17 protein-coding genes are annotated in these 19,991 nt (G+C 69.7%); 1 reads left to right on the top strand and 16 read right to left on the bottom strand.

What is annotated here, in order from left to right; translation table 11 throughout:
• Positions 1-69 precede the first annotated feature (69 nt).
• From ABZT93_RS19085 to ABZT93_RS19070, 4 genes are all read right to left on the bottom strand, one after another.
• Entirely contained in the window at positions 70-540 is a 471-nt protein-coding gene (locus ABZT93_RS19085) for a GNAT family N-acetyltransferase (protein ID WP_356105848.1), read from the bottom strand.
• Positions 537-1,481 (bottom strand): RluA family pseudouridine synthase, encoded by a 945-nt coding sequence (locus ABZT93_RS19080; RefSeq protein ID WP_356105846.1) that lies wholly within the window; start codon positions 1,479-1,481, stop codon positions 537-539. The genes ABZT93_RS19085 and ABZT93_RS19080 overlap by 4 nt, the downstream gene beginning before the upstream one ends.
• A 43-nt stretch (positions 1,482-1,524) precedes the next feature.
• Positions 1,525-2,100 carry a signal peptidase II gene (gene lspA, locus ABZT93_RS19075; protein WP_356105844.1) on the bottom strand — a complete coding sequence of 192 codons (576 nt, stop codon included), beginning with the start codon at positions 2,098-2,100 and terminating at the stop codon, positions 1,525-1,527.
• 61 nt (positions 2,101-2,161) lie between these two features.
• The gene (locus ABZT93_RS19070) at positions 2,162-3,565 is read right to left on the bottom strand and encodes a TraR/DksA C4-type zinc finger protein (RefSeq protein WP_356105842.1); all 1,404 of its coding nucleotides are present in this window, start codon (positions 3,563-3,565) and stop codon (positions 2,162-2,164) included.
• A 611-nt stretch (positions 3,566-4,176) separates the two neighbouring features.
• Between ABZT93_RS19070 and ileS the strand changes: the two genes are divergently transcribed.
• Positions 4,177-7,314, top strand: a complete 3,138-nt coding sequence (ileS, locus tag ABZT93_RS19065) for an isoleucine--tRNA ligase (protein ID WP_356105841.1) — start codon at positions 4,177-4,179, stop codon at positions 7,312-7,314.
• Between the two features lie 158 nt (positions 7,315-7,472).
• On the opposite strand, the gene ABZT93_RS19060 is transcribed toward ileS, so the two are convergent.
• The 12 genes from ABZT93_RS19060 to murF all read right to left on the bottom strand — a co-directional run bounded on the left by ABZT93_RS19060 (position 7,473) and on the right by murF (position 19,990).
• On the bottom strand, positions 7,473-8,681 hold the full coding sequence (locus ABZT93_RS19060) for a DivIVA domain-containing protein (protein ID WP_356105839.1): 1,209 nt from the start codon (positions 8,679-8,681) through the stop codon (positions 7,473-7,475).
• A gap of 52 nt (positions 8,682-8,733) precedes the next feature.
• Positions 8,734-9,024, bottom strand: coding sequence for a YggT family protein (locus ABZT93_RS19055; RefSeq protein WP_007381412.1), 291 nt, complete (start codon positions 9,022-9,024; stop codon positions 8,734-8,736).
• A 50-nt stretch (positions 9,025-9,074) separates the two neighbouring features.
• Complete coding sequence (sepF, locus tag ABZT93_RS19050) at positions 9,075-9,716, bottom strand: cell division protein SepF (protein WP_356105837.1); 642 nt, start codon at positions 9,714-9,716, stop codon at positions 9,075-9,077.
• A gap of 129 nt (positions 9,717-9,845) precedes the next feature.
• Complete coding sequence (locus tag ABZT93_RS19045; RefSeq protein ID WP_356105836.1) at positions 9,846-10,565, bottom strand: YggS family pyridoxal phosphate-dependent enzyme; 720 nt, start codon at positions 10,563-10,565, stop codon at positions 9,846-9,848.
• Between the two features lie 6 nt (positions 10,566-10,571).
• Positions 10,572-11,300: a peptidoglycan editing factor PgeF gene (pgeF, locus tag ABZT93_RS19040; protein ID WP_356105834.1), complete on the bottom strand. Its 729-nt coding sequence runs from the start codon at positions 11,298-11,300 to the stop codon at positions 10,572-10,574.
• Positions 11,297-12,493 (bottom strand): cell division protein FtsZ, encoded by a 1,197-nt coding sequence (gene ftsZ / locus ABZT93_RS19035; protein ID WP_356105832.1) that lies wholly within the window; start codon positions 12,491-12,493, stop codon positions 11,297-11,299. Before ftsZ ends, pgeF begins: the two co-directional genes overlap by 4 nt.
• Before the next feature lie 287 nt (positions 12,494-12,780).
• Positions 12,781-13,575, bottom strand: coding sequence for an FtsQ-type POTRA domain-containing protein (locus ABZT93_RS19030; RefSeq protein WP_356105830.1), 795 nt, complete (start codon positions 13,573-13,575; stop codon positions 12,781-12,783).
• 19 nt (positions 13,576-13,594) lie between these two features.
• Entirely contained in the window at positions 13,595-14,689 is a 1,095-nt protein-coding gene (gene murG, locus ABZT93_RS19025) for an undecaprenyldiphospho-muramoylpentapeptide beta-N-acetylglucosaminyltransferase (RefSeq protein ID WP_356105828.1), read from the bottom strand.
• A 6-nt stretch (positions 14,690-14,695) separates the two neighbouring features.
• The gene (gene ftsW / locus ABZT93_RS19020; RefSeq protein ID WP_356105826.1) at positions 14,696-16,057 is read right to left on the bottom strand and encodes a putative lipid II flippase FtsW; all 1,362 of its coding nucleotides are present in this window, start codon (positions 16,055-16,057) and stop codon (positions 14,696-14,698) included.
• A 20-nt stretch (positions 16,058-16,077) separates the two neighbouring features.
• Positions 16,078-17,511: a UDP-N-acetylmuramoyl-L-alanine--D-glutamate ligase gene (gene murD / locus ABZT93_RS19015; protein ID WP_356105824.1), complete on the bottom strand. Its 1,434-nt coding sequence runs from the start codon at positions 17,509-17,511 to the stop codon at positions 16,078-16,080.
• Positions 17,493-18,581 carry a phospho-N-acetylmuramoyl-pentapeptide-transferase gene (mraY, locus tag ABZT93_RS19010; RefSeq protein WP_356106049.1) on the bottom strand — a complete coding sequence of 363 codons (1,089 nt, stop codon included), beginning with the start codon at positions 18,579-18,581 and terminating at the stop codon, positions 17,493-17,495. The genes murD and mraY overlap by 19 nt, the downstream gene beginning before the upstream one ends.
• Positions 18,581-19,990 carry a UDP-N-acetylmuramoyl-tripeptide--D-alanyl-D-alanine ligase gene (gene murF / locus ABZT93_RS19005; RefSeq protein ID WP_356105822.1) on the bottom strand — a complete coding sequence of 470 codons (1,410 nt, stop codon included), beginning with the start codon at positions 19,988-19,990 and terminating at the stop codon, positions 18,581-18,583. The genes mraY and murF overlap by 1 nt, the downstream gene beginning before the upstream one ends.
• Between the last annotated feature and the right edge of the window lies 1 nt (position 19,991).

Raw genomic sequence — 19,991 nt, 5'->3', positions numbered from 1 at the left:
CAGAACATCGGTCACTTCAGTCTGCCCGCAAAACGCCCGAACCCTCCCGACCGCCGCTCCCGCCGAGGGTCAGAGAACCCGCCGCATGGCCCGGTGCGGTATCCCCGCGTCCGGGAACTCGGGCCCGTACGCCACGTACCCCAGCCGCTCGTAGAACCCCAGCGCGTGCGTCTGGGCGTGCAGATCCACAGCCGTCAGCCCCCGCGCGCGTGCCGCGTCCTCGACGGCCCGCACGAGTGCGGCCCCGACCCCGAGCCCCCGCGCCTCCTGGGTCACCGCAAGCCGCCCCAGCGACCCCACCGACGCGTCACCGCCGGTCTTCCCGGCCGCCGCCTCGCCGGACAGCAGCCGCCCGGTCCCGAGCGGCACCCCGTCCTCCCGCACGGCCAGCACATGCACCGCTACGGCGTCGTAGGCGTCGTACTCGATGTCCTCGGGCACGCCCTGCTCACCGACGAAGACCTCCTTGCGCACCGTGAAGCAGGCCTCACGGTCGGCGGGGTCCTCGGCGACCCGCACCTCGTACGCGCGCGTGCTCACCCGTAGGTCTCCTCACGCACCAGGTCCAGGGCCTGCTGGAGGTCCTCCGGGTAGTCGCTGGCGAACTCGACCCACTCCCCGTCGCCGGGGTGCTCGAAGCCGAGCCGCACGGCGTGCAGCCACTGCCGGGTCAGTCGCAGCCGCTTGGCGAGCGTCGGGTCGGCGCCGTACGTCAGGTCGCCGACGCAGGGGTGGCGGTGGGCCGCCATGTGCACGCGGATCTGGTGGGTGCGCCCGGTCTCCAGCTTCACGTCGAGCAGGGAGGCCGCGCGGAACGCCTCGATGAGGTCGTAGTGCGTGACGGACGGCTTGCCCTCGGCGGTGACCGCCCACTTGTAGTCGTGGTTGGGGTGGCGGCCGATGGGCGCGTCGATGGTGCCGCTGGTCGGGTCCGGGTGGCCCTGGACGAGCGTGTGGTACCGCTTGTCGACCGTGCGCTCCTTGAACTGCCGCTTGAGCGAGGTGTACGCCCGCTCCGACTTGGCCACGACCATCAGCCCCGAGGTGCCCACGTCAAGCCGGTGCACGATGCCCTGGCGCTCGGCGGCACCGGAGGTCGAGATGCGGTACCCGGCGGCGGCCAGCCCACCGATCACGGTCGTCCCGGTCCAGCCCGGCGACGGGTGCGCGGCCACACCGACCGGCTTGACGATCACGACCACGTCGTCGTCGTCATGGACGATCTCCATGCCCTCGACCGGCTCGGCGACGATCTGCACCGGCGCGGGCGCCTGCGGCATCTCGACCTCCAGCCAGGCCCCGCCGTGCACCCGCTCGGACTTCCCGACCACCGACCCGTCGACCAAGACCTTCCCCGAGGCGGCGAGCTCGGCCGCCTTGGTCCGGGAGAAGCCGAACATGCGGGAGATGGCGGCGTCGACGCGCTCGCCCTCCAGGCCGTCGGGCACGGGCAGGGTGCGGATCTCGGGAATGGTGCTCACCCGTCGAGTATGCCGGACGGGTGAGACAGCCCCGACCGCGCGCTCAGTCCTTGTGGACGGTCCCGTCCGGGTCCAGCCCCCTGAAGGACAGCAGCACGATCAGGATGCCGCCGCACACGATCGCCGAGTCGGCGAGGTTGAAGACGGCGAAGTGCTTGGGCGCGATGAAGTCGACGACCGCGCCCTCGAACACGCCGGGCGAACGGAAGAGCCGGTCGGTGAGGTTGCCGAGCGCGCCACCGAGCAGCAGCCCGAGGGCGATCGCCCAGGGGAGGCTGTAGAGCTTGCGGGCGAGCCGCGCGATGACCACGATCACGGCCGCCGCGATCACCGTGAAGATCACGGTGAAGGCCTCACCGAAGCCGAAGGCCGCGCCCGCGTTGCGGATCGCCTCGAGCTTCAGCCAGTCCCCGATGATCTCGATCGGCTCGTGGTGCTCCAGCCTGGCGACCACGATCATCTTGCTGACCAGGTCGAGGGCGTACGCGAACGCGGCCACGCCGAACAGCACGGCGATACGGCGCCTGCCCCGGGGCCGCGCCGTCTGGTCCTGCTCCGGCTCGGCCCCCGCCGCCTCTGGGGTATCCGGCGTACCGATGATGCGCTCCGCCTCTGCCACGTGAGTCCCTCGACCTAGGTACCTGACTGAGGACGAGGGTACGACACGCCGCCAAGCACCCTCAGTACCGGCGTTCCTGCTTCTGCTTGCACTCCACGCACAGGGTCGCGCGCGGGAAGGCCTGCATGCGCGCCTTGCCGATGGGGTTGCCGCAGTTCTCGCACAGGCCGTAGGTGCCGGCGTCGAGCCGTCCCAGGGCGCGCTCGGTCTGGGTGAGCATCTCGCGCGCGTTGGCCGCGAGGGCCATCTCGCTCTCGCGCGTGATGTTCTTGGTCCCGGTGTCGGCCTGGTCGTCGCCGGCGCCGTCCCCGGAGTCCCGCATGAGCCCGACCAGGGACTCCTCCGAGGTGGCGATCTCGGTGCGCAGCCGCAGGGCCTCGGCCGTCAGCTCGGCGCGGGCCTCCGCGACCTCTTCGGGCGTCCACGGGTCCTCACCCGGGCGCACCGCGAGTTCGCCGGGCTCCACCGCGGCGACACGCGCGTTGGGTAGGGCGGTCTTCGCCGCTGTGGCCGTGCCAGGGGTCTTCTTCGCAACCACAGTCGTGGCTCCCGTCTGCTTCGCGGCCTCGGCCGCGCCCGCCTTCTTGGCCGTGCTCTTCCTGGCCGCCCTCTTCCCGAGGGTGTTCTTCCCGGAGGTGCCCTGCCCGGCATCCCCCTGCGGGACACCGGCCTCCGTGGCGACCGTCTCCTCGACCGCGGTGTCCGCCACGGCCGTCTTCTTCCCCGCGGTCTTGGTCGCGGCCGTGCTGTTGGCCCCGGCCTTTGTCGCGGCCGTGCTCCTGGCCGCGGACTTCGTCGCGGTCGTGCGCTTGGCGGCGGCCTTCTTCGTGACCGCCTTCTTCTTGGCGGCCGCGGACTTCTTCGCGGCCGCGGACTTCTCGGCGACCGCCTTCTCGGTGACCACAGCCTCCTTGACCGCCTTCTCGGTGACCACAGCCTTCCTGACCGCCTTCTCGGGGACCCCAGCCTCCTTGGCGGCCGCCTTCTTGGTGACAGCGGACTTCTTGGTGACCGCCGCCTTCTTGGTGACCGCCGCCTTCCTGGTGACCGAGGCCTTGCCGACGCCCTTGGTGGCCTCCGCCGACCCGCCGACAGGCGGCTCGGCCGCCGGTCCCCCGGCCGAGACCTCGTCCCCGGCAGCCGCCTGCCCGCCTGGAGCCGCCCTGGAGCCCGCGGCCTTCCCGGGCGCCGCCTTCTTCGCCACGGCCCTCTCGGCACCCGCGCGCGTGCTCTTGACGCCGGCCTTCTTCGCGACGCTCTTCGCCGCCGCTCCGACCGCTTTCACAGCCTTGGCCGCAGCACTCTTGCCGGACGCCGCGGACGCCGCAGTCGCCCCGGCGCCCCCGGAGGACACCCCGCGCGCACTCTTCTTCCCGCCCGCGTCCTTGGCCTCGCCGCCGGAGGCACGGGCATGGGTGGACCGGCCCGACGCCGACTGCTGTACGGCGGTCTTCTTCGCCACCATGCCGCGGCCCCTTCACATATTGTGATCTTGCACGCGAATCGTGCTGGGACGATAAATCGACTTGAGTCCCGCGGCAACGGGGCACGCCGCCCGATTCGCCCGCCCCGCGCGCGCGGGGCGGGAAGCATGCATGCGTTGTGCCCAGCTCCCCGCCGGGTAATCCGCCGAACCGTCCGTCCCGCAATCCGAACAGCCGTGCCGCTCCATTCGGGTCACCTCCGGCCCTACGGCGGCCTCCGCGCCCGGCCCCGGAAAAGCGGTCGGCCACTGTCCCCGGGGCGCCGTACACTGGGCGGAGCGAAAAGCGTGGATGGGGACGAGTAGCGGCGTACGCAGCCCAGAGCGACCCGGGGACGGTGGAAGCCCGGGGGTGAGCGCGACGCGAAGATCACCCCGGAGCCGCCGGAAGAAAGCCTTGGACCAGTGGGCTCCGCCCACGGGCCACCAGGGCCGGTAGACCCGGCATCGCGACCCCAATGAGGGGGCTCACCGACGCACACCAGGCGTCGGCGGGCCAAGGAGGGTGGTACCGCGGGAGCGCGCCGAAACCGGCGCACGGACTCTCGTCCCTCCGGACGGAAGGCAGCAAGTCCGCCGGAGGAAGCTCGCTGATGACAACGCCGACGTACCGCCAGGTGCCCGCCCAGGTCGACCTGCCCGCGCTCGAGCACGCGGTGCTCGACTTCTGGCGCGAACAGAAGATCTTCGCCAAGACCCTGGAGCAGTCCGAGGGCCGCCCCGAGTGGGTGTTCTACGAGGGCCCGCCCACCGCCAACGGCATGCCGGGCGCCCACCACATCGAGGCGCGCGTCTTCAAGGACGTCTTCCCCCGCTTCCGCACCATGCGCGGCTACCACGTGGACCGCAAGGCCGGCTGGGACTGCCACGGCCTCCCGGTGGAGCTGGCGGTCGAGAAGGAGCTCGGCTTCAGCGGCAAGAAGGACATCGAGGCGTACGGCATCGCCGAGTTCAACGCCAAGTGCCGCGAGTCCGTGACCCGCCACACCGACGCCTTCGAGGCGCTCACGACCCGCATGGGCTACTGGACCGACCTCCAGGACCCGTACCGCACGATGGACCCGGAGTACATCGAGTCCGTCTGGTGGTCGCTGAAGGAGATCTTCAACAAGGGCCTGCTGGTCCAGGACCACCGCGTCGCCCCCTGGTGCCCCCGCTGCGGCACCGGCCTGTCCGACCACGAGCTGGCGCAGGGCTACGAGACGGTCGTGGACCCGTCCGTGTACGTCCGTTTCCCGCTCACCTCCGGTCCGCTCGCCGACGAGGCAGCGCTCCTGGTGTGGACGACGACCCCCTGGACCCTGGTGTCCAACACGGCGGTCGCCGCGCACCCGGAGGTCACCTACGTCGTCGCGACCGACGGCGAGGAGAAGCTCGTCGTCGCCGAGCCGCTGCTCGCCAAGGCCCTCGGCGAGGGCTGGGAGACCACCGGCCAGTCCTTCACCGGCGCCGAGATGGAGCGCTGGACCTATCAACGTCCGTTCGAGCTCGTGGAGTTCCCGGAGCCGGCCCATTACGTGGTCAACGCCGAGTACGTCACGACCGAGGACGGTACGGGCCTGGTCCACCAGTCCCCCGCCTTCGGTGAGGACGACCTCAAGGTCTGCCGCGCCTACGGCCTGCCCGTGGTCAACCCGGTCCGCCCCGACGGCACCTTCGAGGAGGACGTCCCCCTCGTAGGCGGCGTCTTCTTCAAGAAGGCGGACGAAAAGCTCACCGAGGACCTCCAGCAGCGCGGCCTCCTCTTCCGGCACATCCCGTACGAGCACAGCTACCCGCACTGCTGGCGCTGCCACACCGCGCTCCTCTACTACGCGCAGCCGTCCTGGTACATCCGCACCACGGCCATCAAGGACCGCCTCCTCCAGGAGAACGAGAACACCAACTGGTTCCCGGACACGGTCAAGCACGGCCGCTTCGGCGACTGGCTGCAGAACAACATCGACTGGGCGCTGTCCCGCAACCGCTACTGGGGCACCCCGCTGCCGATCTGGCGCTGCGAGGACGACCACCTCACCGTCGTCGGCTCCCGCGCGGAGCTCACCGGGCTGACCGGCACGGACCACTCCGAGCTGGACCCGCACCGCCCGTTCATCGACGACGTCACCTTCGCCTGCCCCCAGTGCCAGAAGACGGCCACGCGCGTGCCGGAGGTCATCGACGCCTGGTACGACTCGGGTTCGATGCCGTTCGCGCAGTGGGGCTACCCGTACAAGAACAAGGAACTGTTCGAGTCCCGCTACCCGGCCCAGTTCATCTCCGAGGCCATCGACCAGACGCGCGGCTGGTTCTACACGCTGATGGCCGTCGGCACCCTGGTCTTCGACAAGTCGTCGTACGAGAACGTCGTCTGCCTCGGCCACATCCTCGCCGAGGACGGCCGCAAGATGTCCAAGCACCTGGGCAACACCCTGGAGCCGATCCCGCTGATGGACCGGCACGGCGCCGACGCGGTGCGCTGGTTCATGGCGGCCGGCGGCTCCCCGTGGGCGGCCCGCCGGGTGGGCCACGGCACGATCCAGGAGGTGGTGCGGAAGACCCTCCTCACCTACTGGAACACGGTCGCCTTCCAGGCCCTGTACGCCCGTACGTCGAACTGGGCGCCCAGCGAGGCGGACCCGGCTCCGGCCGACCGCCCGGTCCTGGACCGCTGGCTGCTGTCCGAACTCCACGCGCTGACCGACCAGGTGACCCAGTCCCTGGAGTCGTACGACACCCAGCGCGCCGGCAAGCTCCTCTCGGCGTTCGTCGACGACCTGTCCAACTGGTACGTACGCCGGTCCCGGCGCCGCTTCTGGCAGGGCGACAAGGCCGCGCTGCGCACCCTGCACGAGGTCGTCGAGACGGTCACCAAGCTGATGGCCCCGCTGACCCCGTTCATCACCGAGCGGGTCTGGCAGGACCTGGTCGTGCCGGTCTCCCCGGGCGCCCCGGAGTCGGTGCACCTGGCCTCCTGGCCGGAGGCGGACCTCTCCGCGATCGACCCGGAGCTGTCCAGGCAGATGGTCCTGGTGCGCCGGCTCGTCGAGCTGGGCCGTGCCACGCGCGCGGAGTCGGGCGTGAAGACCCGTCAGCCGCTGTCCCGGGCGCTCATCGCAGCCACCGGCTTCGACTCCCTCGACCGCGAACTGCACGCGCAGATCACGGACGAGCTGAACGTGAGCGCGCTCGCCTCCCTCAGCGAGGTCGGCGGCAGCCTGGTCGACACCACGGCGAAGGCCAACTTCCGCGCGCTCGGCAAGCGGTTCGGCAAGCGCGTCCAGGACGTTGCCAAGGCCGTCGCGAACGCCGACGCGGCCGCGCTGTCCCTCGCCCTGCGCGAGGGCACGGCATCGGTGGAGGTCGACGGCGAGACGATCACCCTCGCTCCCGACGAGGTGATCATCACGGAGACTCCGCGCGAGGGCTGGTCGGTGGCGTCCGACTCCGGTGCGACGGTGGCCCTGGACCTGGAGATCACAGAGGAGCTCCGCCAGGCGGGCCTCGCCCGTGACGCGATCCGCCTGATCCAGGAGGCGCGCAAGAACAGCGGCCTCGATGTGGCCGACCGCATCGCGCTCCGCTGGACGGCGACCGACCCGGCCGTGATCGCGGCCCTGTCCGAGCACAGCTCCCTGATCGCCGACGAGGTCCTGGCGACGGACTTCGCCCAGGGCGAGGCGGACGACACCTATGGCACCCCGTTCACCGACGAGGGCCTGTCGCTGACGTTCCGCCTGCGCAAGGCGTAGCACCGACGAAGACGGCCCGGTTCCCCCGAGGGCGGGGGGGCCGGGCCTTCTTCGTGTCCGCGACACCGTGATCAACACGCGTAAAAGGGAGGGGCCCCGGATCGAAATCCGGGGCCCCTCCCTGAACGCTGCCGACGCCTAAGGCGTACTAGAGGCCGTCAGTTGTCGTCCTCGTCGATGAGGAAGCCACGCATGGGCGAGGGAGCCTGTCCCATCGGACCGGGACCCTGCGGCCGCACCGGCGCCATCGGCTGGGTCATCGCGGGCGACATCTGCTGCTGGCCGCCGTACGACGGACCGGCCTGCGAAGGACCGCCGCCCATGCCCTGGTTGCCACCGTACGACGGCGCGCTCGCACCGGCCGGAGCCATGGAGGGCGCCGGGGACGGCGGCAGCGACGCGGTCGCCGGGGTACGCGGCGGAGCCAGCGAGTCGTCGGCCTGGGTCTCCAGCTGACGCAGCTGCGACTCGAGGTACGACTTCAGACGCGTGCGGTACTCGCGCTCGAAGCCGCGCAGGTCCTCGACCTTGCGCTCCAGCGTGGCGCGGGCGGACTCCAGGGAGCCCATCGCGACGCGGTGCTTCTCCTGCGCGTCCCGCTCCAGGGCGTCGGCCTTGGCACGGGCGTCGCGCTCGAGACCCTCGGCACGCGAACGCGCCTCGCCGACGATCTTGTTGGCCTCGGAACGGGCCTCCGCGATCGCCTGGTCGGCGGTCTGCTGGGCCAGCGAGAGGACTCGGGCGGCACTGTCGCCACCGGGGCCCTGACCGGGGCCGCCCATCGGGCCACCCATGGGGCCGCCCATCGGGCCACCCATCTGCTGCTGCATGGGCGGCTGACCGCCCATGGTGCCCTGACCCATCTGGCCCTGGCCCATCTGACCCTGACCCATCTGGCCCTGGCCCATCGGACCCTGACCCATGGGACCCTGGCCCATCGGACCGGGCCCCTGCGGGCCGCCCTGGCCACCGCCGGGACCGGCGGGCAGCTGCGGCGCTCCGCTCGGCAGCTGGGGCGGGCCTCCCATGGGGCCACCCATCTGCTGCTGCGGCGGACCCGATATGCCGGCGGGTACAGGGGCACCGGGACCAGGTCCACGCATGCCCTGTTGCGGCATTCCCTGTCCGGGCATGCCACCCTGCTGGTCCTGCTGCTCCGGGGGCTTGCGCATGTTCTGCTGGTTCTGGGCAGCAGCACGCGTCGCCGCGGCCAGCTTGGCGCGCAGGTCCTCGTTCTCGCGCAGCAGGCGGGTCAGTTCGGCTTCGACCTCGTCGAGGAAGGCATCGACCTCGTCCTCGTCATAGCCTTCTCGGAGGCGGACGGTCGTGAACTGCTTGTTCCGCACGTCCTCGGGGGTCAACGGCATCTCTTCACCTCAACGTAGTCATCGGCAGTCGGCAAGACCGTATCGTCCACAGTCACCTCGCCAGGTTTCCCGTGACGGAGATGAGGATGTAGACGATGATCATCAGCACGAAGAAGGACAGGTCGAGCGCCACGCCCCCGAGACGCAGCGGCGGGATGAACCGCCGCAGAAGCTTCAACGGTGGATCGGTGACAGTGTAGGTGGCCTCCAGAACGACCACCATCGCCTTGCCGGGTTGCCACGAGCGGGCGAACTGGAAGACGTAGTCCATGACCAACCGGAAGATGAGCACGATGAGGAACACCATCAGCGCGATGTAGATCACCTGCGCGAACACGCTCATGGTCTGTCTTTCCCTCTCCCCTGTTCATACTTCGTTCCGATTGTTGCTTCTCAGCTCTGGTTGAAGAACCCGCCCTCTGCGATGCGGGCCTTGTCCTCCGCCGTGACATCGACGTTAGCAGGCGACAACAGGAACACCTTCTGCGTCACCCGCTCGATGCTGCCGTGAAGACCAAACACCAAACCGGCCGCAAAGTCGACAAGTCGCTTGGCGTCTGTGTCATCCATCTCAGTCAGATTCATGATCACCGGGGTGCCCTCACGGAAGTGTTCCCCGATGGTACGGGCCTCGTTGTAGGTCCGGGGGTGAAGCGTGGTGATCCGGTAAGGCTCTCGTTCCGACACGACCTTGGGCATGATCACCGGTGCGTTCTTCTCCAGGCTGGCGCGCTCTTGTGTGATGGATGCCACGGGCGCGATGCGCGCGGGACGCACCGATTCCGCGGCGAGCGAAGAGGATCGGGGCAACGGGTCGCGCGGCACCGAGCTCTGCACAACTCTGACCGATTCGTCCCTTTCAGGCTGAAGTGCCTGATGTGACTGGTGAGACGGCTCATGCCGTCGGCGGTCCCGCTCGGGCTCCGGATCGAGTTCCGGTTCGAAGTCGTCGTCGGGGTCGAAACCGCGGCCGTCGTACCCATCGTCCTCCACGAGGCCGAGGTAGACCGCCATCTTGCGCATCGCGCCGGCCATTCTCTGAGTCCTCCGCTCTGTGGTGGATCGGCTGACGACTGCCAAGTGCCCGCGATCCACGAGGTCGTTATGACCGCCTTGCGGCGGTAATGACCATATTTTCTGCTGTGGTCCGACTTCTTGGCGACGTTACCCGAGCCTGGGGCGGACTCCGAGTACCGCGGTGCCGACGCGCACATGTGTCGCTCCGGCCGCCACGGCCTGTTCGAGGTCCGCACTCATCCCTGCCGAGACCATGTTCGCAGCAGGATGAGCTCGGCGCAGGTCGGTCGACAAATCCATCAACCGCTCGAACGCCGCCTGTTCGCGTCCCGCGTACTCCCCGGTGAGCGGGGCGACGGTCATCAACCCGTCGAGCCGCAACCCCGGAGCCCGGGACACGAGATCCGCCAACTCCTCGATCCCGCCCGGCGCCACACCACCCCGCTCCCCTCGCTCGCTCGAACCGGCGTCGAGAGCGACCTGGATCAGGCAGCCCACTTCACGCTCGGCCTTCACGGCCTCCTTGGAGAGAGCCGTCACCAACTTCGAACGATCGACGGACTGCACGAGATCCGCGTAACCCACAACAGATCGCACCTTGTTGGTCTGCAATTGGCCAACAAAGTGCCAAGTAAGGGGCAGATCCGCGCATTCGGCGGCCTTGGGTGCCGCGTCCTGGTCCTTGTTCTCGGCCACGTGACGCACCCCGAGCTCGGAGAGAATCCGCACATCGCTCGCGGGGTAGGTCTTGGTGACCACGATGAGGGTCACCTCTTCCCGCCGTCGCCCGGCGGCCGCGCACGCGGCGGCGATGCGCTCCTCCACCTTCGCCAGATTCGCGGCGAGTTCGTCCTTACGGTCCGTCATGCCCCATCAGTCCAGCCAGACATATCCCGCGAGTCGCCCCGTGGTGCGATCGCGGCGGTACGAGAAGTGGTCGGCCGACTCCAGCGTGCACACCGGCGACTGCTGCCGGTCGCACACCCCGAGCCGGTCGAGCTGGGCGTGCACTCCGGCGGTCACGTCGACCGCGGGAGTGCCCCAACTCGTTTCGGCGTGCGCCGCGGGTTCGGCGGCGGCGACATCGGCGCGCATCTCCTCGGGCACTTCGTAGCACCGGCCGCAGACCGCGGGTCCGGTGCGGGCGACGATCCGGGCCGGATCGGCGCCGAGTTCGGTCATCGCGCGTAGCGCGGCCGGGACGATACCGGCCACCATGCCGGGCCGGCCCGCGTGGGCCGCCGCGACGATCCCGGCGACCGGGTCGGCGAGCAGCACCGGGGTGCAGTCGGCGGTGAGGACGGCGAGGGCGAGACCGCGTTCGGCGGTGACGAGCGCGTCGACCCGGGGCACCGGCTTCTCGCCCCACGGCTCCGAGACCACCGCGACATCCGCCCCGTGCACCTGGTTCATCCAGACCACCCGGGCGGGATCGAGTCCGAGCGACTTGGCGGCCAGTTCACGATTGGTCCGTACGGCCTCGGGGTCGTCGCCGACCGCCCCGCCGAGGTTGAGCTCCGCATACGGAGCGGCGCTCACCCCGCCCCACCGGTCGGTGAAGGCGAAGTGCGCGCCGCTCACGCTCTCGCGCCGACTTGTCACTTCAGGAAGTCCGGCACGTCCAGCTCCTCGGCCGCGCTGTCCGAGTAGGTCCGGGACGGCGGGACGGGCGGGGCGACCGGGAGGTCGGCGGCCGGCTCGGGTGCGGGCTCCGGGTCCTCCTTCGGCGTGACGCTGCCGAGCGAGCCGAAGGACGGACGGCTCTCGGTCTGCCGTACCGGAGTGGGCTCCTCGCGGCGGGCCGGGGCCGAGGAGGACCCCATGACCGTCTCCCGGCGGGTCGGCGGCTGGCCCCCGTCGAAGCCGGCGGCGATCACGGTGACGCGGACCTCGTCGCCGAGGGCATCGTCGATGACCGCACCGAAGATGATGTTGGCCTCGGGGTGGGCGGCCTCGCTGACCAGCTGGGCCGCCTCGTTGATCTCGAACAGGCCGAGGTCGGAGCCGCCGGAGATGGAGAGCAGCACGCCCCGGGCGCCGTCGATGGACGCCTCCAGGAGCGGCGAGGAGATCGCCATCTCGGCGGCGGCCACCGCGCGGTCGTCGCCGCGGGCCGAGCCGATACCCATGAGCGCCGAACCGGCCTCGGACATGACCGACTTGACGTCGGCGAAGTCGAGGTTGATCAGGCCGGGGGTGGTGATGAGGTCGGTGATGCCCTGGACACCGGAGAGCAGGACCTGATCGGCCGACTTGAAGGCGTCGAGCACCGAGACCTGGCGGTCCGAGATGGACAGCAGCCGGTCGTTGGGGATGACGATGAGGGTGTCGACCTCTTCGCGGAGTTCCGCGATGCCGTCCTCGGCCTGGTTGGCGCGGCGCCGGCCCTCGAAGGTGAACGGGCGGGTGACCACGCCGATGGTGAGGGCGCCGAGGGAGCGGGCGATGTTGGCCACGACGGGCGCGCCGCCGGTGCCGGTGCCGCCGCCTTCACCGGCCGTCACGAAGACCATGTCGGCCCCCTTGAGGACCTCCTCGATCTCCTCGCGGTGGTCCTCTGCGGCCTTGCGTCCGACGGCCGGGTTGGCGCCGGCGCCGAGTCCGCGGGTGAGTTCGCGGCCGACGTCGAGCTTGACGTCGGCGTCGCTCATCAACAGCGCCTGCGCGTCGGTGTTGATGGCGATGAACTCGACGCCCTTGAGACCGACCTCGATCATCCGGTTGATGGCATTGACACCACCGCCGCCGACACCGATGACTTTGATGACTGCGAGGTAGTTCTGCGGTGCTGCCACGTCGAAGGCCTCTCGCCTCGAGTTACGTGTCGCCGGACCGACGAAGCACTGCTGCCTCGCGATCCGTCGACTGATGCCGAATGGGACGGTCCGTAGCGCCGACCCGAACCCTAACGCTGAAGTTTAGGGTTACCAGTGTGTCTGTTCCCTGGAGTCTTCTGAACAGGACACTAAGTCGACAAGTGGCGCACGTTCAACGAACACGCCGAACCTCCCGTTTTTCTTTTCACCCTATGTGATCAGCCGTAGCAGTGCCCAACCAGGGTGCTGGCCTGCGCTGATGTGCGTCAACTCCCCGATGACGCAGGGGCGGTGGGAACGCTGACGTCGAAGCGCCGCGCATCGGGGGTGGCTTTCATGAGAGCGATGAGCGTACGGGCCTTCGCGGCGCCGCTCTCGCTGCTCCCCCAGCCGACGGTGCGACCGCCCCTCAACTCCAGCGAGATGTCGTCGTACGAACGCACCTTGACGGAACGGGTCGCGCGCGCGACGTCGACCGGAATGTCACCGGCAACCCGCACCGCCTCGCGCACGAGCCGGGCCTCGCCGAAGCGGCGCAGGCTCGCGGCGCGGGTGTCCGGTCGGCCGAGCGCCAATTCCAGTGCGGGGACGCCTTTCGGGGCCACGGGAACCGTGGCGAATCGGACACCGTCATCGTCTACTTCGACAAAGTTTCCGCCCTTTTGGACAAGCAGAACCGGAGTACGCTCAGTCACTTTCAGTCCGATTCCGTTGGGCCAGGACCGAGCGACATCAACTGAGTCAATTCGGGGCAATTTCCGGCGCAGTCGTGCCTCGATCGCATCGGTGTCGACGGAAATCAGCGGCGCGCCGATCGGAACGTCCGCGGCCTCGCGGACCTGTTCCGGAGTCAGCACCAGGGTTCCCGAGACCGACACGCGTTCGACGCGCACCCACTGGGAGCCGTACAACAGCCAGACGGCGCCCGCGGAGAGAAGCACGAGCGCCACGGCGAGGATGATGATCGTACGGAGCCGACGCACCCTCAACCGCCGGGCGGGAGGCGGGCCGGACGACTCCTGCTGGCGTTCACCGCGCTCTGCGGTCGTCGATCCGGCCACGCGCACTCCCTTTTCCTGGCTACTGACGTCGGTGCGAGGCGATCGCCTCGTACACCATGGCGACAAGCAGGTCGTCGGCGTCCCGGCGGCCGAACTCGGCGGCGGCGCGGGACATCTCGTACAACCGGTGCGGGTCGGCGAGCACGGGCAGGACGTTGCCCCGTACCCACTCGGGCGTCAGTTCCGCGTCGTCGACCAGCAGTCCGCCGCCGGCCTTGACCACCGGCTGGGCGTTGAGCCGCTGTTCGCCGTTGCCGATGGGCAGCGGGACGTAAGCGGCCGGGAGCCCGACGGCGGAGAGTTCGGCGACGGTCATCGCGCCCGCGCGGCAGAGCATCATGTCGGCCGCGGCGTACGCGAGGTCCATCCGATCCAGGTAACTTACCGGGATGTACGGGGGCATTCCCGGCATCTGCTGTACATGCGGCAGTTCGTTCTTCGGACCGACCGCGTGCAGGATCTGGATCCCGGCCTGCTGAAGCAGGGGCGCGACCTGCTGGACGACCTCGTTGAGGCGCCGGGCGCCCTGCGAGCCGCCGGAGACCAGCAGGGTCGGCAGGTTGGGGTCGAGGCCGAACATGTGCCGGGCCTCGGGACGGGCGGCGGCCCGGTCCAGGGTGGCGATGGTGTGGCGCAGCGGGATGCCGATGTAGCGGGAGTTGCGCAGCTTGCTGTCCGGCGTGGCGACGGCGACCTGGGCGGCGTACCGGGAGCCGATCTTGTTGGCGAGCCCGGGGCGGGCGTTGGCCTCGTGGATCACGATCGGCACACCGAGCCGCTTGGCGGCGAGGTACCCGGGCAGCGCCACATAGCCGCCGAAGCCGACGACGGCGTCGGCCTTGGTGCGCTCCAGAATCTGCTCCGTGGCCTTGATCGTGCCGCGCAGCCGTCCCGGGACGGTGATCAGCTCGGGGGTGGGCTTACGGGGCAGCGGAACGGCCGGGATGAGCGCGAGCTCGTAGCCGCGCTGCGGGACGAGCTTGGTCTCCAGCCCCCGTTCCGTGCCCAGGGCTGTGATCCCCACGCTCGGGTCCTGCCTGCGCAGGGCGTCCGCGAGGGCGAGCGCGGGCTCGATGTGGCCGGCGGTCCCCCCACCGGCGAGTACGACATGCACCGAAATTCACCGCTCTCCGGACGAACGCGCCGATGGGGCGCGCCGTCGCATCGTGTTCCATCTCCGAGGCCCCCGTGCCGGCACGGCGCCTCCCGCCCGCTTTCTACCAAAGCGAGGTTGCCGCATCGAAAGCGCCGCCCGCGCAGCGGGGTCGTCACGCGCGAATGCGATCAGCAGCCCGATGGCGAACATGGTCGGCAGCAGGGCGGACCCTCCGTAGGAGAACAGCGGGAGCGGGACACCGGCGATCGGCAGCAGACCGAGCACCGCACCGATGTTGATCACTGCCTGAGCGGTGATCCAGGTGGTCACGCCTCCCGCGGCATACCTCACGAAGGGGTCCTCCGTGCGTCCGGCCACGCGGATACCCGCATAGCCTAGAGCCGCGAAGAGAGCGAGTACCGACAGCGTCCCCGCGAGGCCCAGTTCCTCACCGGTGACGGCGAAGATGAAGTCGGTGTGGGCTTCGGGGAGTTGGCCCCATTTCTCCACACTCGCGCCGAGCCCGGAGCCGAAGATCCCGCCGGAGGCGAGGGCGTAGATGCCGTGTACGGCCTGCCAGCAGTCGGCGCCGCCGGACTTGGGCTCGGTGGCGCCGATGCAGGCGAGCCGCGCCATGCGGTTGGGGCTGGTCTTGATGAGGATCATCCCGATCAGCCCGGCGATCGACAGCACTCCCACGAACAGCCGGGTCGGCGCCCCGGCGAGCCACAGCAGGCCGAACAGGATCGCCGTCAGGATGATCGCCGTGCCCATGTCGCCGCCGAGCATGATCAGCCCGAGCAGCAGGAAGGCGACCGGGACGAGCGGCACCAGCATGTGCTTCCACTGGGTCAGCAGCTTCTTGTCCTGCTTGCGGGCCAGCAGGTCGGCCGCCCACAGCACGAGGGCGAGCTTGCCGAACTCACTGGGCTGGATCTGGAAGGAGCCGCCGAGCGAGATCCAGTTCTGGTTGCCGTTGACCGACATCCCTATCCCCGGCACCTGCACCAGGGCCATCAGGAAGACCGCGCCGGCCAGGATCGGGTAGGCGAGGGCCCGGTGCAGCTTGACCGGCATCCGGGAGGCGACCAGCAGCAGTACGGTGCCGATGGAGGCGGCCAGGAACTGCTTGCGGAAGAAGAAGGATCCCGGCAACGACATCTGCAGGGCCGTGATCTGGGAGGCCGAGTAGACCATCACCAGACCGAGCACGGTGATCAGCAGGCTGCCGCCGAGGATCAGGTAGTAGGCCGTCAGCGGCCGGTCCCAGGCCTTACGCGCGCGCGTGTAGAGCCGCTGTACGGCGTTCTCGGGCGAGGGCCGGGGGACGGCGGGGCGCCGGGACGCCCGCTGCACGGGCGGCCTGCCGGTACGGCTGGTGGGCATCAACGCCTCCGCTACGTCGGTCAGGAGCCGAGTTCGCGAACCGCCTCCGCGAACGCGTCACCGCGCTGGTTGTAGTTGGCGAACATGTCCATCGAGGCGCAGGCCGGAGCCAGCAGCACCGTGTCACCTGCGACGGCGAGGCGGGAGGCCTCCTGGACAGCCGCGAGCATCGCCCCAGTGTCGGTCCGGTCGAGGTCCACCACGGGTACTTCCGGGGCGTGTCGCGCGAGGGCTTCACGGATCAGGGCGCGGTCCCGGCCGATGAGCACGGCCCCGCGAAGTCGCTTTGCCGACTTGGCGACCAGCTCGTCGAAGGTCGCGCCCTTGGCGAGCCCGCCCGCGATCCACACGATCGACTCGTAGGCCGCCAACGAGGCTTGTGCCGCGTGGGTGTTGGTGGCCTTGGAGTCGTCGACGTACGCGACCGAGTCCACATCGGCCACGTGGGAGATGCGGTGGGCGTCCGGGGTGAAGTCCCGCAGCCCGTCCCGTACGGCCCTGGCGGGCACCCCGAAGGCGCGTGCGAGGGCCGCCGCCGCGAGGGCGTTGGCGATGTTGTGCGGGGCGGGCGGGTTGACGTCGGAGACCTCGGCGAGCTCCTGGGCGTTCTTGTGCCGGTCCTCGACGAAGGCACGGTCCACCAGGATGCCCTCCACGACGCCGAGTTGGGACGGTCCGGGGGTGCCGAGGGTGAAGCCGACAGCCCGGCAGCCCTCCTCGACGTCCGCCTCGCGCACCAGGTCCTCGGTGGCCTTGTCGGCGACGTTGTAGACGCAGGCGACCCGATTGCCCTCGTAGACACGGCCCTTGTCGGCGGCGTACGCCTCCATGGAGCCGTGCCAGTCGAGATGGTCGGGGGCGAGGTTGAGCACGGCGGCGGAGTGGGCGCGCAGCGAGGGCGCCCAGTGCAGCTGATAGCTCGACAACTCCACGGCCAGGACGTCGTACTGCTCGTCACCGAGCACCACGTCCAGGAGGGAGACGCCGATGTTGCCGACGGCGGCGGTGCGCAGCCCCGCGGCCTTCAGGATCGACGCCAGCATCTGGGTGGTGGTCGTCTTGCCGTTGGTGCCGGTGATCGCGAGCCAGGGAGCCGCGTCTGGGCCGCGCAGCCGCCAGGCGAGCTCCACGTCGCCCCAGATCTCCAGGCCGGCCGCGCGGGCCGCCGTGAAGAGCGGTTTGTCGGGCTTCCAGCCGGGCGCGGTGACGACGAGTTCGGTGCCCTCGGGCAGGGTCGCGCCGTCACCGAGGCGCACGGTGACGCCCAGCGCCTCCAACTCCGCGGCCTGCTCACGCGCGCGTGCGTCGTCGCCGTCGTTGACGACCGTGACGTGCGCACCGCGCGCGTGCAGCGCCTTGGCCGCCGGGATGCCGGAGACACCGAGTCCGGCGACGGTGACGTGCTTGCCCTGCCAGTCGAGGTGCTCCGAGGAGGTCACTTTTCTGCTGCCCATCCCGCGTAGAAGAGACCCAGGCCGACGATCACGCAGATGCCCTGGATGATCCAGAAACGGACCACCACGAGGACTTCGGACCAGCCCTTGAGTTCGAAGTGGTGCTGGAGCGGCGCCATCCGGAAGACCCGCTTGCCGGTCATCCGGAAGGAGCCGACCTGGATCACGACCGACATGGTGATGAGGACGAACAGACCGCCCATGATGGCGACCAGGAGCTCGGTGCGGGAGAGGATCGCGAGGCCCGTGAGGACACCGCCGAGGGCGAGCGAACCGGTGTCGCCCATGAAGATCTTGGCCGGCGAGGTGTTCCACCACAGGAAGCCGAGGCAGGAACCCATCAGCGCGGAGGCGATCACCGCGAGGTCGAGCGGATCGCGCACCTCGTAGCAGGCGTTGGGGTTGGTCAGGGTCTGCGCGTTGGCGCAGGACTCCTGGAACTGCCAGACGCCGATGAACGTGTACGCGCCGAAGACCAGCACCGAGGCGCCGGTGGCCAGGCCGTCCAGCCCGTCCGTCAGGTTCACGCCGTTGGACATCGCGAGGATCATGAACAGCGCCCAGACCACGAACAGGATCGGGCCGATCTTCCAGCCGAAGTCGGTGATGAACGACAGCCGCGTCGAGGCCGGGGTGTTGCCGTGGACGTCCGGGAACATCAGTGCGAGCACCGCGAAGCTGATGCCGACGATCAGCTGGCCCGCCATCTTCGCCTTGGCCCGCAGGCCCAGCGAACGCCGCTTGACGATCTTGATGTAGTCGTCGAGGAAGCCCACCAGGCCCATGCCGCACATCAGGCCGAGCACCAGCAGACCCGAGTAGGTGGGCGTGGCCGTCACGTCGGTGGTCCAGGTCGTGAGCACCTTGGACAGGAAGTAGGCGACGACCGTCGACAGGATGAAGGCGATACCGCCCATCGTGGGCGTACCGCGCTTGCTGGCGTGCTCGCGCGGGCCGTCGTCCCGGATGTACTGGCCGTAACCCTTGCGCGCGAGCAGCTTGATCAGCAGCGGGGTGCCGACCAGGGTCAGAAAGAGGCCGATGACTCCTGAGAACAGGATCTGCTTCATCATCGGGCGGCAACCTCACCCTCGGCGTCGAGCAGCGCTTGGGCGACGCTCTCCAGGCCGACCGAACGGGACGCCTTCACGAGGACGACGTCTCCCGGGCGCAATTCACTGCGCAGCAGGTCGACCGCCGCCTGTGCGTCGGACACGTGCACCGACTCCTCACCCCACGAACCCTCGTTATATGCGCCCAGTTGCAGCCAGGACGCTTCCCTGCCCCCGACCGCGACGAGCTTGCCGACATTGAGCCGGACGGCGAGCCGTCCGACCGCGTCGTGCTCGGCGAGCGCCTCGTCCCCGAGCTCGGCCATCTTGCCGAGCACCGCCCAGGTCCGCCGCCCCTTGCCCATCGCCGCGAGTGCGCGCAAGGCGGCTCGCATGGACTCGGGGTTCGCGTTGTAGGCGTCGTTGACGATGGTCACGCCGTCCGGGCGCTCGGTGACCTCCATACGCCAGCGGGAGAGGGAGCCCGCCTCGGAGAGCGCGGTGGCGATCTCACTTGCGGACATGCCCAGCTCATGGGCGACGGCGGCCGCGGCGAGCGCGTTCGACACGTGGTGCTCACCGTACAGGCGCATGGTCACTTCACTTGCACCGGAGGGTGTGTGAAGCCTGAAGGCGGGCTGTCCGGTGTCCGTGAGTCTCACGTTCTCGGCGCGTACGTCCGCTTCGCCGGACTCTCCGAAAAGGATCACCTTCGCCTTCGTACGGGATGCCATGGCCCGTACGAGAGGATCGTCGGCGTTGAGAATCGCGACGCCGCCTTCCGGGGCCGGCGGCAGGGCTTCCACGAGTTCGCCCTTGGCCTGCGCGATCTGCTCGCGGCCGCCGAACTCGCCGATGTGCGCGGTGCCGACGTTGAGGACCAGGCCGATCTTCGGGGGTGTCAGATCCGTGAGGTAGCTGATGTGTCCGATGCCGCGGGCGCCCATCTCCAGGACGAGGAAGCGGGTCTCCTCGGTGGCGGTGAGCGCGGTGAGCGGCAGCCCGATCTCGTTGTTGAGCGAGCCCGGCGTGAACACCGTCGGCGCCTTGCGCCGGAGCACCTGCGCGATCAGGTCCTTGGTGCTGGTCTTGCCGGCGGAACCGGTGAGGGCGACGAGGGTCGCGCCGAGCCGTCGTACGACATGACGTGCGAGGGCGCCGAGGGCCGTCTGGACGTCCTCGACGACGATCGCGGGCACGCCGACGGGGCGCTGGGCCAGCACGGCCACCGCGCCCGCCCGGACGGCCTGTTCGGCGTAGTCGTGGCCGTCGACGCGCTCCCCCACGAAGGCGGCGAACAGACTGCCGTCCTTCACCTGCCGGGAGTCGATGACGACGGGCCCGTGCACGTGCGCCGACGGATCCGGTATGTCATGCGTCTGCCCGCCGACGACTGAGGCGATCTCGGCGAGAGAGAGGGCGATCACA

Origin of the sequence: Streptomyces sp. NPDC005303, assembly GCF_040607335.1 — a bacterium.
In the GTDB taxonomy this organism is placed as follows: domain Bacteria; phylum Actinomycetota; class Actinomycetes; order Streptomycetales; family Streptomycetaceae; genus Streptomyces.
This window is presented reverse-complemented; position numbering and strand designations above follow the sequence as displayed.

Coding starts and splice junctions, on each gene's coding strand:
- sepF (WP_356105837.1), bottom strand. CDS start 9,716: ATGGCCGGCGCGATGCGCAAGATGGCGGTCTACCTCGGCCTCGTGGAG.
- ftsW (WP_356105826.1), bottom strand. CDS start 16,057: ATGCCCACCAGCCGTACCGGCAGGCCGCCCGTGCAGCGGGCGTCCCGG.
- ABZT93_RS19045 (WP_356105836.1), bottom strand. CDS start 10,565: ATGACGGACCGTAAGGACGAACTCGCCGCGAATCTGGCGAAGGTGGAG.
- ABZT93_RS19060 (WP_356105839.1), bottom strand. CDS start 8,681: ATGCCGTTGACCCCCGAGGACGTGCGGAACAAGCAGTTCACGACCGTC.
- murD (WP_356105824.1), bottom strand. CDS start 17,511: ATGGGCAGCAGAAAAGTGACCTCCTCGGAGCACCTCGACTGGCAGGGC.
- ABZT93_RS19070 (WP_356105842.1), bottom strand. CDS start 3,565: ATGGTGGCGAAGAAGACCGCCGTACAGCAGTCGGCGTCGGGCCGGTCC.
- mraY (WP_356106049.1), bottom strand. CDS start 18,581: ATGAAGCAGATCCTGTTCTCAGGAGTCATCGGCCTCTTTCTGACCCTG.
- ABZT93_RS19055 (WP_007381412.1), bottom strand. CDS start 9,024: ATGAGCGTGTTCGCGCAGGTGATCTACATCGCGCTGATGGTGTTCCTC.
- ileS (WP_356105841.1), top strand. CDS start 4,177: ATGACAACGCCGACGTACCGCCAGGTGCCCGCCCAGGTCGACCTGCCC.